Below are 17,606 nucleotides of genomic sequence, written 5' to 3' on the forward strand. Positions count from 1 at the left end.
CCCAACCAGCACATCCGGGCCGACGCCGTGAGTGATCAACTGACGGGCGCGGCGGTTGGCCTGGGCGTTGAGTTCGCCGTAGGTCAGGGTTTGGGCGTTGCAACGCAAAGCGATGGCGTCGGGACGCGAACGCGCCTGTTCGGCGATGCGCTGATGCAGGCAGGCCTCGCCCGGGAAACTGCGCGGGGCCGGGTTCCATTGGGTGATGTGTTGCTGTTGCAAGGTGGCCGTCAGCAACGGCAGTTCAGCGATGCGTTGCTGGGGATTGGCAACGATGCCGCGCAACAGGTTCAGCCAGTGCTCGGCCAGGCGCTGCACGGTGCTGGCGTCGAACAGGTCGGTGGCGTAGCTCAGGGATGCGGCCAGTTCACCGTGGGTCTCATGGGTGTCGAGGGTCAGGTCGAACTGGGCGGTATGGGAGCTCCAGTCGAGACTCTCGACCTGCAACCCAGGCAATTGCAGCGCCTGGGCCGCGCCGCCGCTCTGGTGGTTGAACATCACCTGGAACAGCGGGCTGTGGCTCGCCTGCCGCTGGGGTGCCAGTGCCTGCACCAACTGCTCAAACGGCAGGTCTTGATGGGCTTGTGCCCCCAGCGAAGCCTGTTTGACCTGCGCCAGCAATTGCTCGAAAGGCAAATCGCCCCGCACCTGGGCATTAAGCACTTGGGTGTTGACGAAAAAGCCGATCAGGCCTTCGGTTTCCGGGCGATTACGGTTGGCGACCGGCACGCCGACGCGGATGTCCGACTGGCCGCTGTAGCGGTGCAACAAGGCCTGGAACGACGCCAGCAAGACCATGAACAGCGTCGAGGCTTCGCGCTGGGCCAGTTGCTTCAAGCCCTGGGTCAGCCCGGCGTCAACGCTCAGATCCAGGCGGGCGCCGCGATGACTCTGCACCGCCGGGCGCGGCCGGTCCGTTGGCAACGGCAGGACTTCGCCGACATCGCCCAGCCGTTCGGTCCAATAGGCCAGTTGCCGCTCCAGTTCGCCGGCCTCCATCCATTTGCGCTGCCAGATCGCATAGTCGGCGTATTGGATCGGCAAAGGCGCCAGGGTCGGCGCTTGGCCGCTGCGGTGGGCGGCGTAGAGCTGGACCAGGTCATTGACCATGATTTGCGCCGACGCACCGTCGCAGATGATGTGGTGCTGGGTCAGCACCAGCACATGGTCGTGCGCAGCGAGTTGCAGCAGCTTGACCCGCAGCAGCGGCCCCTGTTGCAGGTCGAACAATCCAGCGATTTCATCATCGATCAGGGCTTTGAGCGCAGCCTCATCCGCTGGCCCCGACACCACCTTGGGCTCGATCGCCAGGCTCAAGTGGGCCTGCACCACTTGTTGGGGGCCTTGCGGGCTGTCGATGAATACGGTGCGCAGCACGTCATGACGGGCCAGCAAGGCGTCGAAGCTGCGTTGCAGCGCCGGCAGGTCGAGGGCGCCGCGCAAGCGCAGCGCCGTGGGCACGTGGTAGGCCGCGCTGTGGCGGTCCAGTTGCCAGAGGAACCACTGGCGTTCCTGGGCGTAGGACAGGTCGAGCGTCGCGAACTCGTCGCGCATCGCCGGGATCGGCAACGTCGCCAGGCTCATGTTCTTGCTGTGCAGCTTGTGCAGGAACGCTTGCCGTTGGGCGAGCGGTAAACGGATGAATCGCTGAACCAGAGACAGGTTATCGAGCTGAGTCATTCAAAGGGTCTCCAGGTCTGCCAGGAAATCATGCATCTCACTCAGGTCGTCGCTGGAGTGAGGGGTCAGGTGGGCCGCCAGTTGGGCGGCGTAGTCGGCCAGGGACGTGGTGCTGAACAGCAAGTCCAGGGGCACCGCGGCGCCTTGCTGCATTTGCAGGCGCGCCGTCGCTTGCGTCGCCAGCAGGGAATGCCCACCCAGTTCAAAGAAGTTGTCGTCGCGCCCTACTCGCTCGAGCTTGAGCACGTCTTGCCAGATGGCGGCGATGCCCTGCTCCAGCGCGCCCTCGGGCGCCACGTAGGCACGCAGCAGTTGCTGGGCGTCCGGCAACGGCAAGGCCTTGCGGTCGAGCTTGCCGTTGGGGGTCAGCGGGAAGCGTTCGAGCAACAGCCAGTGCGCCGGCATCATGTAGTCGGGCAGCAACGGCGCGAGCTGGGCCTTGAGGGCTTCGCGCAGGGCCGCCGGTTCCGCTGTCTCTGGATGGGCAGCGATCAGGTACGCCACCAACTGCAGGCCGCCCGGCCCTTGCTGTGGCACCACCACCGCTTCGCGGATCGACGCCTGGGCCAGCAGACAGGCTTCGATTTCCCCCAGCTCAATGCGGAAGCCGCGGATCTTCACCTGATGGTCGACCCGGCCGATGTACTCGATCACGCCGTCGCCACGCTGGCGCGCCAGGTCACCGGTGCGGTACACCCGTGCGCCGTTGCCGAACGGATCCGGCAGGAATCGCTCGGCGGTAAACGCCGCCCGCGCGTGGTAACCCCGGGCCAGGCCGTCGCCGCCAATCAGCAGTTCGCCGATCAACCCGACCGGGTTCGGCGCGAAGTGATCGCCGACGATGTACAGCGCGGTGTTGGCAATCGGCCGGCCGAGGTACGGCAGGCGCTGCTCGGCGGTCAAGCGGTAGGCCGCCGACCAGATGGTGGTTTCGGTCGGGCCATACAGGTTCCAGACTTCACCGGCGACATCGAGCAGCCGCTCGGCCAGGTCCTCGGCCAACGCCTCGCCACCGCACAGGCATTTACGCCCGGCCAGCAAGGCGGACGCTGGATGGTCGAGCAGCATGCGCCAGGTCGATGGCGTGGCCTGAACCACGCTGACCTGATGCTTATCGATGGTTTTGAGCAGCGCTTCGGGGTCGTGGGCGCTCTGCTTGTCCACCAGCACCACGCAGGCACCGCTCAACAGCGCGCCGTAGAGTTCCAGGCCGAAGATGTCGAACGAGAACGTGGTCAGCGACAACACCCGATCAATGGCGGCGATACCCGGTTCGCGGGCCATGCTGGTGACGAAATTCACCAGTGCCCCGTGCCGCACCATCACGCCTTTGGGTTTGCCGGTGGAACCCGAGGTGTAGATGGCGTAGGCCAAGTGCTCCTCATCCAGGCGCGTCGCCGGCGCCTCGCAGGCATAACCGTCGAGCCAGTCACCCTCCTGATCCAACACCAGCGTGTTAACGCAAACTCCTGTGGGAGCGAGCCTGCTCGCGATAGCCTCGGCACACCCACCATCACCATTGACTGAACCACCGCCATCGCGATCAGGCTCGCTCCCACAGAGTGCCGCGAATTGGTTGAGCTGCGAACTTTGGGTCAGCAGCAGTTCGATGCCGCTGTCTTCGATCATGTGCGCCAGCCGGTCGGCCGGGTATTGCGGGTCGAGCGGCACATAGGCGCCACCGGCCTTGAGGATGGCCAGCAAGGCGACAATCATCTCCACGCCACGCTCCAGCGCGACCCCAACCAATCGATCGGGCCCCACGCCTTGTTCAATCAAGCGATGGGCCAGGCGGTTGGCCCGAACGTTGAGCTCGGCATAGCTCAGCGCCTGTTCAGCGAACACCAGCGCGGTGGCATCCGGCGTTTGGCGGGCCTGGGCCTCGAACAACCAATGGACACAACGCACCTGTGGATAATCGGCCGCTGTGGCGTTCCAGCCTTGCACGTGCTGGCGGGCTTCATCGTCGTCGAGCAAGCTCAGTTCACCTAAGGGCCGTTGGGTACCGTCGGTCATTTGCAGCAGCAAGCGCCGCAGATACACACCGATCTGCTCGACCGAGGCCGGGGCGAAACTGGCGCACTGGTAGCTGAACTGGACCGCCAGCTCGGCACCGAGGCTGACCAGCAGGGTCAGCGGGTAGTGGGTCTGTTCCAGGTTATCCACGGCACCGAAACGCAAGCCTTCGGGCGCACCGTGCTCCAGGGCTTCGGAAATCGGGTAGTTCTCGAACACCAGGATGTTGTCGAACAACGCTTCGCCGCCCAGCCCGGCCCATCGCTGGATGTCGAACAGCGCCGTGTGCTCGAACTCGCGCAAGGCCAGGTTCTGCGCCTGGACGCTGTGCAGCCAGTCGCTCAGCGCCTGTTCCGGACGCGGACTGGCAATGACCGGCAAGGTATTGATGAACAGGCCGATCTGGCCCTCGACACCCACCAGGTCCGCCGGCCGTCCCGCCACCGTCGCGCCGAACGCCACACTGGCCTTGCCGGTGTAGCGCTGCAACAGCAGCAGCCAGGCCGCTTGCACCAGGGTGTTGACGGTGACTTTAGATTCGCGGGCAAACTCGGCCAGGCGTTGGGTCTGCTGTGCATCCAACTGCATGTGGTGATGGCCGTACAGCTTCGCCGAGACGTCCTGCGCCGGGCGCGCAAACACCTGGGCCAGACGCACCGGCTCATCCAGTGTGCGTAATTGCTGCGTCCAGAACCCTTCGCCGAGGCTCGCGTCCTGGCGCTGCTGCCAGGCGATGTAATCGCGATAACGACCAGCCGGACGTGCTACCGCGTCGCCACGGTAGTGCTGCAACACTTCGCCGAGCAACTGCGCGCTGCTCCAACCGTCCATCAGGATGTGATGGTTGGTGTAGATCAGGTGATGCCGATCCGTGCCAGTGCGCACCAGCACCAGGCGCATCAGCGGTGCCTGGGTCAGGTCCACGCCTTGGGCTCGTTCTTCATCGGCGAGGGCTTGCAAGGCGCCTTCCATCTCCGTCCGCCCGTTCCAGTCGAGCACACGGAACGGCACCTCGGCCTGACGCTGGACGATTTGCACTGGCTGCTCCAGGTCGCCCTGCCAGAAGAAGCCGCTGCGCAGGATGTCATGGGCATCGACCACGGCTTGCCAGGCCGCGCGGAAATGCTGCGGATCGACGCCTTCGACGTCGAGGCGCATCTGGTTGATGTAGTCGCCGCCCTGCCCGAGCAGGGAGTGAAACAGCATGCCCTGCTGCATCGGCGACAACGGGTAGAGGTCGTCGATGGCCTGGGGGGCTTGGACCAATGTGTCCAGTTGTGCCTGGGTCAGCCGCGCCAGAGGGAAATCCGACGGCGTCACGCCACCACTGTGGCTGTCGCAGCAATGGGCGATGAGCGCAGTGAGCTCTTGCACGTAGTCATCGGCCAGGCGCTGGATGGTCGCGGTATTGAACAGGTCGCCGCTGAAGGTCCAGCTCAAGTCCAGCTCGCCGCCGAACACTTGGCCGTCAAGGGCCAGCGGGCTGCCCAGCGGACCTTGCAGGTTCACTTCCTCGCCCCCGCGCTCTGTGGTCGGCACGAACAAGGCATCGGCGGCGTCATCGAAACTGCCGTCGAACTGGCCGAGGTAATTGAAGGTCAGTTGCGGTTTCGCCAAGACCTGCAGGGTTTCACGCGCAAGGTCATCGCCCAGGTGCGCCAAGGCCCCGAAGCCAATGCCCTTGTTGGGAATGGCGCGCAGTTGTTCCTTGATCTGCTTCAGAGAGGCGCCAATATCATCGGCGACCGGCGTCAAGCGGGCCGGGAACAGGCTGGTGAACCAGCCGACCGTGCGGGTCAGGTCGATGTGCTCGAACAGCTCTTCACGGCCGTGGCCTTCGAGCTGCACCCACACACTGTCATCGCCGGTCCAGCGCACCATCACCCGCGCCAGTGCCGTCAACAGCAGGTCGTTGACCTGGGTGCGATAGGCCGCCGGGGCTTGCTGCAACAGTTGCCGGGTGAGGTTTTTGTCCAGTGCCGTGCGAATCGTCACGGCTTGGCCATGTTGCTGCCCGCCCTGGCGGTTGTCCCACGGCAAGCCCGCCGGGGCGCCGTGCAACTGCTGCTGCCAAAAGCCCAGTTCGGCCTGCAAGGGTGCGCTGGCGGCATAGCCCTGCAACGCTGCCGTCCAGGCGTTGACCGCGCTGGTCTTGGCCGGCAGTTGCACCGCCGCGCCGGCGAGGGTCTGGCGATAAGCGCTTTGCAGGTCTTCGAACAGAATCCGCCAGGACACACCGTCCACCACCAGGTGATGGACAATCAGCAACAGCCGCTGCGTGCCATCGGCGAGGTTCGCCAGCAGTGCGCGGATCAGCGGCCCGCCCTCCAGTCGCAGGCTGCGCTGGGCCTGGTTGCCCAGCACTTGCAGTGCGGCAAGATCGGCGACGTCGGCTTGCCAGAGCAGCGTGTCGACGGCCTGCGCCTCGACGTCACGGTAACGCGCGGTCCAGCGTTCGCCCTGCTCGATGAAGTCCAGGCGCAAGCTGTCATGGTGCACGAGCAGTGCGCCCAAGGCCTGTTCCAGCGCCTGTGCATCCAGCGTCTGGGTCGGCTTGAGCATCACCGACTGATTCCAGTGATGGCGGTCGGGGATCGGCTGGGTGAAGAACCATTGATGAATCGGCAGCAGTGCGGTTTCGCCGGTCGCGGGTTGCTGGTCGATCAATTGCAGCGGCGCGCCCGTCTGTACCACGGCGGCCAGGGCCTCGATGGTCTGGTGCTGGAACAGGTCCTTCGGCGTGAAGTGCATACCAACCAACCGAGCACGACTGACCACCTGGATCGAGACGATGGAGTCGCCGCCCAGTTCGAAGAAGTTGTCCCGCAGGCCCACTTGCGCAAGCTTGAGCACGTCCTGCCAGATCGACACCAGTTGCTGCTCCAGCGCGCTGCGCGGGGCCACGTAGGTTTGCTGCAATTGACTGACGTCGGGCTTGGGCAGGTTCTTGCGGTCGAGCTTGCCGTTGGGGGTCAACGGCAGGCGGTCGAGCAGCAGCAGATAAGCCGGGACCATGTGTGCCGGCAGGGTCGCCTTGAGCTGGTCACGCAAGTGCTCGGCGAAATCCTGTTGCACGGTTTCATTGGCCACCACATAGGCCACCAGGCGCTTGCCGCTGCCCGCGGCGCCTTCCTGGGCCACCACCACGGCTTCACGCACGCCGTCCAGGGCTTGCAGGCTGGCTTCGACTTCACCCAGTTCGATGCGGAAACCGCGGATTTTCACTTGATTGTCGATGCGGTCCAGGTAATCGAAAGTGCCATCGGCGCGCTGGCGCACCAGGTCGCCGGTGCGGTAGAGCAAGCCGCCATTGCTGCTGAACGGGTCGGCGACAAAACGCTCGGCCGTCAGGCCCGGACGGTTCAGGTAACCCCGCGCCAGGCCGCTGCCGCCCAGGTACAGTTCGCCAGCCATGCCCTGGGGCAGCAGGTTCAAGTCAGCGTCGAGCACGTAGGCACTGCGGTCGCCGATGCGGCTGCCGATGGGCGCATAGGCGACGCCGCACGCTACATCGCGGCCGGCCTTCCAGATCAGCGGGGTGACCACGGTTTCGGTCGGACCATAGCCGTTGATGATGTAGTCCGGATCAAGGGCGCGTTTGACCCGTTCGAAGCTGGCGTTAGGCACCGCATCGCCGCCGAAGCAGTAGATGCGCACCTTCGGCGGGTTGCCCTCGCGCTCAGCGTGCTCGGCCAGTTGTTGCAGGTACACCGGTGGGAAGGCCACCACTGTCACGCCGTGCTCGCGCATGGCGTTGTAGGTCTGTTCCGGGGTCCACAGGCTGTCATCACGAATCAGCAGCGAAGCACCGTGGGTCAGGCTGGTGAGCCAGCGTTCATGGGCACCGTCGAAGGCGAAGGACATGAAATGGAATTCGCAATCGCTGTCGCGCATTTCATAGCGCTCACCGATGGCCTGGCAGTGCATCGCCAGCGGACCGTGGGCCACGCTCACGCCTTTGGGGTTGCCGGTGGAACCGGAGGTGTAGATCACGTAGGCGAGGTTCTGCGGATCAACGGTGACCGAAGGTGCATTGGCCGATTGCAAGTTCAGGTCCAGGTGATCAAGTTCCAGCACCTGATCGGCGCCTTCCAGCGGCAGTTGCGCCGACACCCGGGAGTCGGTGAGCAACAGCGCCAGCCCGGAATCCTCGATCAGGTAGGCCAGGCGTTCCCGTGGGTAGCTGGTGTCCAGCGGCACATAGGCCGCGCCGGCCTTGAGCACCGCCAGCAGTGCGACGATCACCCCCTCACTGCGCGGCAGGGCCACGCCAACGCGGGTTTCCGGCCCCACGCCACGGGCAATCAGGGCGTGCGCCAACTGGTTGGCCCGCCGGTCGATCTCGCCATAGCTGAAGCGCTGGCCATCGAAGATCACCGCCGTAGCGTTCGACTTGTGCGCGGCCAGATGGGCGATGCGCTGATGCACGGCCATGTCGGTCGGGTAGGGCCGCGAGTGGTTGGCAGCCTGTTGCGCCCTGTGCTCCTCGTCATCGGCCAGGGCAATCTCGCCGAGGCGACGCTCGGCGGATTCGGCAAACCGCTCCAGCAAGAGCAGCAGTTGCCCACTCAGGCGCTCAATGGTTGCAACGCTGAAATGCGCCTGGTCGAAACTCATGTGCAGCGCCAGCGTCTCACCCAAGGTCACGCCCAGGGTCAGCGGGTAGTGAGTCTGATCCTGGTTGGCGACTTCGCCGAACACCACGCCTTGGGCGGTGCCGTGTTGCAATGCCGCGGAAATCGGGAAGTTCTCGAACACCAACAGGCTGTCGAACAGCGCTCCCCCGCCCTGCCCGGCCCAGCGCTGGATGCTTGCCAGCGGTGTGTGCTCGAACTCGCGCAGGCTCAGGTTCTGCGCCTGTACGGCGGCCAGCCAGGCCGCGACGGTCTGGTCCGGACGCGAGCTGGCGATCACCGGCAAGGTGTTGATGAACAGGCCGACCTGTTGTTCGATGCCAACCAGCTCCGCCGGTCGCCCGGCCACGGTGGTGCCAAACGCCACGCAGTCGCTGCCGGTGTAGCGCTGCAACAGCAGCAGCCAAGCCGCTTGCACCAGGGTGTTGAGGGTGACTTTCTGCTGGCGGGCGAACGCGTTGAGACGGCCCGTACCCGACGCATCCAAGTGGTAATGCCGGAGCGTATGACCGCTTTCGCTGCGTATTTCGCCACTCGCCGCAGCGGCGTTCGCCAGTACAGTCGGCTCCTGGAGATCGGCCAGTTGTGCCCGCCAGAACGTTTCGCTGAGCGCGGCGTCCTGGCGCTGCAACCATTGGATGTAATCGGCATAGCGGCTGACCGGGCGCGGCGGCTGTTGACCGGCATAACGTTGCAGCACTTCACCGAGCATCTGCGCGCTGCTCCAGCCATCCATCAGGATATGGTGGTTGGTGAAGATCAGGTGATGACGCTCATCGCTCAGTTGAATCAGCGTGACCCGCAGCAGTCCGGCCTGGGTCAGGTCGAACCCCTTGGCCAGGTCAGCGGCAATGAAATCCTTGAGGGTCAAGGCGATGTCATGGCGTTCGCGCCAATCGAGCACGGTGCAGGGCAGCGCCAGACGACGGTGGATGATCTGCAACTGTTGCTGCAATTCGCCCTGCCAGATGAAGCCGCTGCGCAGGATCTCATGGGCGTCCAGGGTCGCCTGCCACGCCGCGCGGAAACGCTCGGGGTCCAGGCCATCGACATCCACGCACAACTGGTTGATGTAGGCACCGGTGCCCTGCTCGTACAGGGTATGAAACAGCATGCCTTGTTGCATCGGCGACAGTGGATAAATGTCTTCGATGGCGGCAGCGGGCACTGGGATCGCGTCCAACTGCGCCTGGGTGATGCGCGCCAGCGGGAAGTCCGACGGCGTGGTGCCCATGGAGGCGGCCGAGCAGCAATGGCCGATCAGCGCTTCCAGTTCGCGGGCATAGTCATCGGCCAGACGGGCGATGGTCGCCTCGTTGAATTGCTCATGGCTGAACGTCCAACGCAAGTCGAGCTCGCCGTCGTAGACCTGGCCTTCGACACTCAGCCAGTTATCCAATGGCGCATCAAGGCTCTGCTCGGACCCGGCGCTTTCGCCCGCCGGGCTGAACAGCGCCCCCTCCCGGGCATCGAAACTGCTGTCGAACTGGCCGAGGTAATTGAAGGTGATGCCCGGCGATGGCAAGGCCTTGAGACAGGCTTGCGCCGCATCGTCGCCGAGGTAGCGCAGCACTCCGAAACCGATGCCCTTGTTCGGGATCGCCCGCAGTTGCTCCTTGATCTGCTTGATCGCGGCGCCCACGCCATCGGCCGGGGTCAAGCGCACCGGGAACAGACTGGTAAACCAGCCGACCGTACGGGTCAGGTCGACGCCTTTGAACAACTCTTCGCGGCCATGGCCTTCGAGCTGGATCAAGGTGTCGGCGTGGCCGGTCCAGCGACAGATCACCCGCGCCAGGGCGGTCAACAGCAGGTCGTTGACCTGGGTGCGGTACGCCGCGGGTGCCTGTTGCAGCAGCTGCTGGGTGAGGGTTTTGTCGAGACGGCTGTGCAGCACTTTGGCGTAACGGCTTTGCCGGCTGCCTTGGGGGTTATCCCACGGCAGATCCACTCCCGCGCCTTGCAGTTGTTGCAGCCAGAACGTCAGTTCGGCCTGAACGTTTTCAGTGCTGGCGTAGGCCTGCAGATGTTCGCCCCAGGCCTTGTAGGCGCTGGTCTTGGCCGGCAGCTTGATGACGGCGCCGACGCTGGCCTGTTGATAAGCCCGTTGCAGATCTTCCAGCAGGATGCGCCACGACACACCGTCCACGGCCAGGTGGTGCACGGCCAATAACAGACGCTGGCTGCCATCGGCCATGCTCGCCAGCACCGCACGCAGCAGCGGGCCATTGTGCAGGTCGAGGCTGCACTGAGCCTTGGCACACAGGTCTTGCAGCTCAGCGGCGCTCAGGTTGTCCGCTGTCCACAGCAGTTCAGGGTCGACCACCATCGGTGCCCCCTCGGCCCGCCAGCCCACGGGGGTTTCGACGAAGCGCGAACGCAAGGCATCGTGATGCGCCAACACTGCGTTGAGGGCCTGCAGCAGCGCTGGTGCCCGCAACGGTAGATGGCTGCGCAACAAGACGGCTTGGTTCCAGTGGTGACGCTGGGCAATGGCATCCTCGAAAAACACCTGCTGGATGGGCAGCAACGGCAGCTCGCCGCTGACCGGCCCCTGATCGATCTGCAGCCCGCTGCCGCCCTGTTGCGCGACGCTCGCCAGGCCTTGCACGGTTTGATGCTGGAACAGGTCACGGGGGGTGAAATGGATCCCGGCCTGCCGCGAGCGGCTGACCACCTGGATCGAGATGATCGAGTCGCCACCCAGCTCGAAAAAGTTGTCGGTCAAGCCAACCTGTTCAAGCTTGAGCACGTCCTGCCAGATGGCCGCGATGCCTCGCTCCAGTTCGCTGCGGGGGGCGATATAGGCCTGCTGCAGCTGGCTGGCATCCGCTGACGGCAAGGCCTTGCGGTCGAGCTTACCGTTGGGACTCAGCGGCAATTGCGCAAGGAACACCAACTGGGTCGGCACCATGTAGTCCGGCAGGTGCTCCTTGAGTTGCGCTTTGAGGGTTTCCCGCGCCGCACCCTGTTCATCAGCCGAAGCCGACACCAGCGATGCATCCTTGGGCACCACATAACCCACCAGTTGCAGGCTGCTGCCCCCCTGCACCGCCAGTACGACGGCTTCGCTGACCGCCGCCAGTTCCAACAAGCGTGCTTCGACCTCGCCCAGCTCGATGCGCAAGCCGCGGATCTTCACTTGATGGTCAACGCGGCCCACGTATTCGATTTCGCCCAAGGCATTGAAGCGTGCCAAGTCACCGGTGCGATACAGGCGCGCACCGCTAGCGGAGAACGGATCGGGGATGAAACGTTCGGCGGTCAAGGCCGGGCGCTGAAAGTAGCCACGCGCCAGCAGCTCGCCGCCAATCAGCAGCTCACCGGTCACCCCCACCGGCGTGGGCGCCAGGTGCGCATCGAGCAGATAGGTATGCCGGCCTGGAAGCGGTTGACCAATGGGCAGGGTCAGCGGCAGCGGCCGGCGATTGAAGACGTAGTCGCTGCAATCGAGGGTGGTGGCCGTGACCGTGGCTTCGGTCGGGCCGTAGGTGTTGAGCAGCCTGACCTGCTCCAGCCCAGCCCGACGCCAGGCCTGCACGCCTTCGGGCGGCATGGCTTCACCCCCGCTGTGCACCTGGCGCAGCGCCGCATAGTCACGCGGCCCGACAGCGGCGAACTCCTTGGCGATCATGTTCCAGTAGGCGGTGGTCAAGTCCATGACCGTGATGCCCTGCTCGACGATCTGGCGGTACAGGGTTTCGCTGTCCCATACCTCGTTGCCGCGCAGTACCACCGAGGCGCCGCAGGTCAGCGGGCCGAACAACTGCTCGCTAAAGGCATCGAAGTTGAACGTCGCGAATTGCAGCACGCAGTCGGCGCTGTTCAAGCCGTAATAGTACTGCGAGGCAAACGCATGCTTGCTCAACGCGCCATGACTGATACCGACGCCTTTCGGCCGCCCGGTCGAGCCGGAGGTGAACATGACGTAGGCCAGGCTGTCGGTCCACACCTTGCGTTGCAGGTTGCCTGGCTCAGCGCTTTCCCAGGACTCGGCCTGATCCAGGCACAGGCAACGCACGCCGTCAGGCACCGGCAGCCGTTCAAGCAAATGGCTTTGGCTCAGGAGCAAACGGCTGGCGCTGTCTTCGATCATGAATCGAAGGCGATCCACCGGGTACTGGGGGTCCAGCGGCACGTAGGCACCGCCGGCCTTGAGCACGGCAAGAATGGCCACCACCAGGTCCAGGCTCCGGTCGACGGCGATGCCCACCAGCACGTCAGGACCGACCCCCGCCGCCACCAATGTGCGCGCCAGGCGGTTGGATCGGGCATTGAGCTGGCCATAGCTCAATCGCTGTCCATCGCAGATCAAGGCAATGGCGTCCGGGCTACGTTGAGCTTGGGCCTCGAACAGTTCATGCACCGGGCGCTCACTCGGCCAGGTCGTGTCGTGGCGCGCCCACTCTGTCACCACCTGCCGATAGTCGGCCGGCGCCAACAACGCAAGCTCGCCGACGCGCTGCTGCGGATCGTTGACGATGTTGCGCAATAGCAGCGTCCAGTGCCGAGCCATGCGCTCGATGGTGTCGGGGTTGAACAAGTCACTGGCGTAGGTGAACGCCGCATGCAAGTGCTCGCCCTTTTCGTAGGTGTCCAGGCTCAAGTCGAACTGGGTGCTGCGGGTTTCCCACTCGATGACGCCCAACTCCAGACCGCTGCCCACTTTCAGCGTGGTGACGTCGGCCACTTCCGGCTGGTGGTTGTACATCACCTGGAACAATGGGTTGTAGCTCAGGCTGCGCTCAAGTTTCAGCGCCTCGACCAACCGTTCGAAGGGCAGGTCCTGGTGGGCCTGGGCGCCAAGGGCGGTTTCCTTGATGTCACGCAAGAGGTCGCCGAGACGGGTCTGGCCATCCAGTTTCACCCGCAATACCTGGGTGTTGACGAAGAAACCGATCAGCCCTTCGATTTCCCGACGGTTGCGGTTGGCGATCGGGACACCGACCCGCAAGTCGTCTTGCCCGGTATAGCGGTGCAGCAGGATATTGAAAGTCCCCAGCAGCAGCATGAACAACGTGACCCCATGCTGGCGGGCAACGCCGCGCAGTTGCTCGACCAGCGCGGCGTCCACCACATGCTCCAGGCGGCGACCGCGATAGCTCGGCAGTGCCGGGCGTGGATAATCGATAGGCAGCTCCAGTCGCGGATGTTCGTCGCCCAGCTGCGCTTGCCAGTAATCGAGTTGGCGCTGCAGCTCGCCCGCTTCCAGCCAGCGCCGCTGCCACAGGGCATAGTCGCTGTACTGGATCGGCAAATCGACCAGTTGCGGCGCCACGCCCGCTTCATGGGCGTCGTAGCAGCGGATGAATTCGTCGATCAGCACATTCATCGACCAGCCATCAGAAACGATGTGGTGCAAGGTCAGCAGCAGCACGTGCTCCTGATCATCGAGCTTGAGCAGTTCGACCCGCAGCAAGGGGCCGCTGGACAGATCGAAGGGTCGCAGTGATTGTTCCTCGGCAGCCCGACGCACCGCTTGCTCGCGCTCGGCTGCCGGCAAGGTGCTGAAGTCCACCTGGTCGATCATCAGCGGCGCACCGGTCGGCACTTGCAAGAGACTGTCGTCGGCCTGGCGCTGGAATACCGTGCGCAAGGTTTCGTGACGGGCCACCAGGCTGGCGAAGGCTTGTTCCAGCGCCGGCAGGCTCAACGCGCCCTTGAGCCGCACCGCTCCCGGCAGGTTGTAGGCGCCGCTGTCGGGCTCCAGCTGCCAGAGAAACCACATGCGTTGCTGGGCATAGGACAACGCCTGGCGATCCTCGGCCTCGACGCCCTGGGGGATGGGGAAACCGCTGAACTCCACGCCCTCCTTGTCCAGCGCGGCCAGGAACATCCGGCGCTTTTCCAGGGGCAACCCGATAAACCGGCGAGCAAGTTTCAAGGCGTCTTCAGCATTCATTTCTGGGGTATCCGGAATCAGTGGGCACAAGGCACAAAGGCAAGTCGTCCCTATGAAACGAATGCAGACCGGAAAAATTAGCGTTTGGGAATGTTGGAGCTGACGAGTGCAACGAGGCTGCGATCTTTCCCCTGCCCATTGAGTCCCGAGCGAAAGATCAGCAGATCAAAATCAAAAGATCGCAGCCTTCGGCAGCTCCTACAGGGACCGATGAACCGCTCTGGAATCCGCAGATCAGGCGCTGATGGCCAACCCGTGCCGCCGATGATGCACGCTCAACTGATCCTTGATCAGCCGCAGCACCTTGGCCTCGTGCTCATGAATGAAGAAGTGCCCACCGGCCAGCATGTCCACCGAAAAGCTGCCCGTGGTTTCCTGGCGCCAGCCAATCAATTGCTCCGTGGTGGCCTTGTCAGTCGTGCCGCCGAGCACGTGTACCGGGCAGTTGAGCGGTGGTCGCAGGCGTGGCTGGAAACGTCCGCACAGCAGGAAGTCGGCCCTCAGGATCGGCAAGGTCAGGGCCATCAGCTCTTCATTGGCCAGAATCTCTTCGCTGGTGCCGTTGAGGGTGCGCAGTTGCTCGATCAGTTCAGCGTCGGTTTTCGGCTCGGCGAAACCGCGGTCGTAGTCGGCCCGCATCGTCGGCGCCGCGGTGCCGGACGCAAACAGCGCCACCGGTTCCGGGCAACCGAGCTCTCGCAGGGCATGGCCGATCTCGCAGGCCAGCAGCGCGCCCAGGCTATGACCGAACAAGGCGTAAGGCGCCTGGAGCGTCGCGGACAGCTCCCGTGCCAACTGCATCGCCAACGGCCCCACATCGGTGTGCAGCGGCTCGTCAAAGCGCGCCCCGCGACCCGGCAGCTCCACCGGTTGCACATGCAGCCATTGCGGCAACTTGCGCCGCCAGCGGCTGTACACCATCGCGCTGGCGCCAGAATAAGGCAGGCACAGCAAGGTCAATTGGGTCACTGCGGTTTTCTCCGATCGGTCGTGTGAGGAAGATAACGAGATCGTAACCCACCGATTTAGTCAAAACCGTGACGTTCGCTACGAGATGACGGCACCTTGCCGGAGCAAGGCTTGCCCGCGATGAACGATAACGCGGTTCATCTTCCCACCCGACCTTATACTGGCGATACCTCGACTCACTCCCCCACACAGGAGAACGCCATGAGCTGGTCCGCCAAACAATACGTTACCTTCGAACAGGAACGCACCCGTCCGGCCCGGGACCTGCTCGCCGCCATTGCTCCCACACAGGCCCGTTCAGTGATCGACCTGGGGTGCGGCCCGGGCAATTCCACCGAACTGTTGGTGGAACATTTCAACAGCGCCACGGTGCGCGGCCTGGACAGTTCCAGCGACATGGTCGACGCCGCACGCAAACGCCTGCCCGCCGTGGCATTCGACACCGCCGACATCGGCCGATGGGATGAACCTGGGCCGTTCGACGTGATCTTCGCCAACGCGGTACTGCAATGGCTGCCCGACCATGCCACCCTGCTGCCCTCGCTGGTGGGCAAGCTCGCTCCCGGTGGCAGCCTGGCAATCCAGATGCCCGACAACCTGCACCAGCCCTCCCACCGCTTGATGCGGGAAATCGCCGTCAACGGGCCTTGGGCCAGCCAACTGGCCGGGGCGGCTGATTCGCGTACTGAGATGGCGGATGCCAGAGCCTATTACTCGATCCTCAAGCCCCACTGCAGCCGCGTCGATGTGTGGCGCACCACCTACCATCACCCCTTGGCCGGCGGTGCCGCTGGCGTGGTGGAATGGTTCAAGGGCAGCGCCTTGCGGCCGTTTCTCGAGCGGCTGGACGAGGCGCAACGCGAGCAGTACCTGGCCCGCTACCTCAAGGCGATCGAACAGGTTTATCCCGCCCTGGACGATGGGACGGTACTGCTGCCGTTTCCCCGGGTGTTCATGGTCGCGACGCGCTAGGGCAACGGTCGATGACGCAGCGATGGGAGCTAAATTTCTGATCCAGGCCCTCGTTACCTGCTAAGACCAAAAACCCGCAAGAGTGACCGCCGTGGACCTGCAAACCATCCTGGGCGAGCTGTTCGCCAATGCCCACGCCGTTGGTATCGAAGGCGTCTTCCAATTCGTGTTCGGCCCGCACCAGGCGTACTGGTCCGAGGTCAAGGCCGGCAGTCGCACCCAGGCCGGCCGCCACACCAGCCCCGACGTCACCATCGAGGTGGCGGAAAAAGACTTCCTCGGGATCATGGCCGGCCTGGCCAATGTCGAGGAACTGTTCGCCAGCGGGCGCCTGAAGATCGGCGGCAACATGGGCCTGGCGACGTTGCTGCCGCAGATCATCGATCATGTCCGACATGGCGGTGGCGTGGTGGAAAAGGTTGACATGAACAAGCGCTACCCCACGCCGTCGCGCTTCAGCGAAAAACTCACCGCCAGTCTGCCGACCCAGCGCAGCGTGGAGCGTCGGCCTCGCAGCGGGCTGTCGGTGCAGGAGTTTCAAGGGCGCTATTTGCCCCACGGCATTCCACTGGTCATCAGCAATGCCTTGCAGGACTGGCCGTTGTTCAAGCTCAGCCGCGAAGAGTCCCTGGTGCATTTTGCCGAACTGCAAGGCATCACCCGCCACGGTGACTACGTGAAGAAGACCTTCTCCACCGAGCGGGATTTTCGCTCCACCTCCATGGCCGACTTCATCGCCTCCCTCGACAGCCCGGCGACCAAGGGCGCCGACGGCGAACCACCGGCCTACATGGGCAACAACATCCTGCCGGCGCAACTGATGGAGCAGATCAAGTACCCGCCCTACTTCGACCGCTCGCTGTTCATCCCACCGCGCATCTGGATCGGCCCCAAGGGCACCCTGACGCCGCTGCACCGCGACGACACCGACAACCTGTTCGCCCAGGTCTGGGGCCAGAAAACCTTTACTCTCGCCGCGCCTCACCACCGCGCAGCCCTGGGCACCTGGTCCACGGCGCCCCAAGGCGGGCTGGACGGCTGTGATTTCAACCCGGACGCGCCGGACTACCAGCGCTTCCCCCACGCCCGCGACGTGGCCTTCATGCGCGTGACGCTGGAGGCTGGGGATTTGCTGTTTTTACCTGAAGGTTGGTTCCATCAGGTGGAGTCGGTGTCCACCTCTTTGTCGGTGAATTTCTGGGTCAATTCGGGGCGGGGGTGGTAACAGCCGAACACCGCTTTCGTGGCGAGGGAGAGCTTGCTCCCCCCGGGCTGTGTAGGAGCTTGCGCAGCCGGCGATCTTTTGATCGTTCGCTTGAGACTCAAGTGTCTGGGAAAAGATCGCAGCCTCGCTTCACTCCGGCAGCTCCTACATCACCCAAATGAACTCCACCCACCTCACGCCAGTCAGCAGGTAAGGCCCCCCGTTCAAG

General features: G+C 64.2%; 5 protein-coding genes. 2 read left to right on the forward strand and 3 right to left on the reverse strand.

Annotated elements, in window-relative coordinates; all coding sequences use genetic code 11:
- From AACY31_RS26475 to AACY31_RS26485, 3 genes are all read right to left on the reverse strand, one after another.
- The coding region (locus tag AACY31_RS26475) for a condensation domain-containing protein (protein ID WP_339505382.1) at positions 1-1,680 on the reverse strand (1,680 nt) is incomplete at its 3' end.
- Positions 1,681-14,232, reverse strand: coding sequence for a non-ribosomal peptide synthase/polyketide synthase (locus AACY31_RS26480; RefSeq protein ID WP_339505384.1), 12,552 nt, complete (start codon positions 14,230-14,232; stop codon positions 1,681-1,683).
- 234 nt (positions 14,233-14,466) lie between these two features.
- Complete coding sequence (locus AACY31_RS26485; RefSeq protein ID WP_339483426.1) at positions 14,467-15,201, reverse strand: thioesterase II family protein; 735 nt, start codon at positions 15,199-15,201, stop codon at positions 14,467-14,469.
- 201 nt (positions 15,202-15,402) lie between these two features.
- Here AACY31_RS26485 and tam point away from each other — a divergent pair, with 201 nt between their 5' ends.
- Together tam and AACY31_RS26495 are read left to right on the forward strand one after the other, a co-directional pair.
- Positions 15,403-16,173 carry a trans-aconitate 2-methyltransferase gene (gene tam / locus AACY31_RS26490; protein WP_339483427.1) on the forward strand — a complete coding sequence of 257 codons (771 nt, stop codon included), beginning with the start codon at positions 15,403-15,405 and terminating at the stop codon, positions 16,171-16,173.
- 91 nt (positions 16,174-16,264) lie between these two features.
- On the forward strand, positions 16,265-17,398 hold the full coding sequence (locus AACY31_RS26495; RefSeq protein WP_339483429.1) for a cupin-like domain-containing protein: 1,134 nt from the start codon (positions 16,265-16,267) through the stop codon (positions 17,396-17,398).
- Positions 17,399-17,606: the final 208 nt, after the last annotated feature.

This window comes from Pseudomonas sp. RL_105y_Pfl2_101 (assembly GCF_963970585.1).
Taxonomy (GTDB): domain Bacteria; phylum Pseudomonadota; class Gammaproteobacteria; order Pseudomonadales; family Pseudomonadaceae; genus Aquipseudomonas.

Bases quoted from the DNA above. Each gene is read 5' to 3' on its own strand.
- tam (WP_339483427.1), top strand. From the start codon at position 15,403: ATGAGCTGGTCCGCCAAACAATACGTTACCTTCGAACAGGAACGCACC.
- AACY31_RS26480 (WP_339505384.1), bottom strand. From the start codon at position 14,232: ATGAATGCTGAAGACGCCTTGAAACTTGCTCGCCGGTTTATCGGGTTG.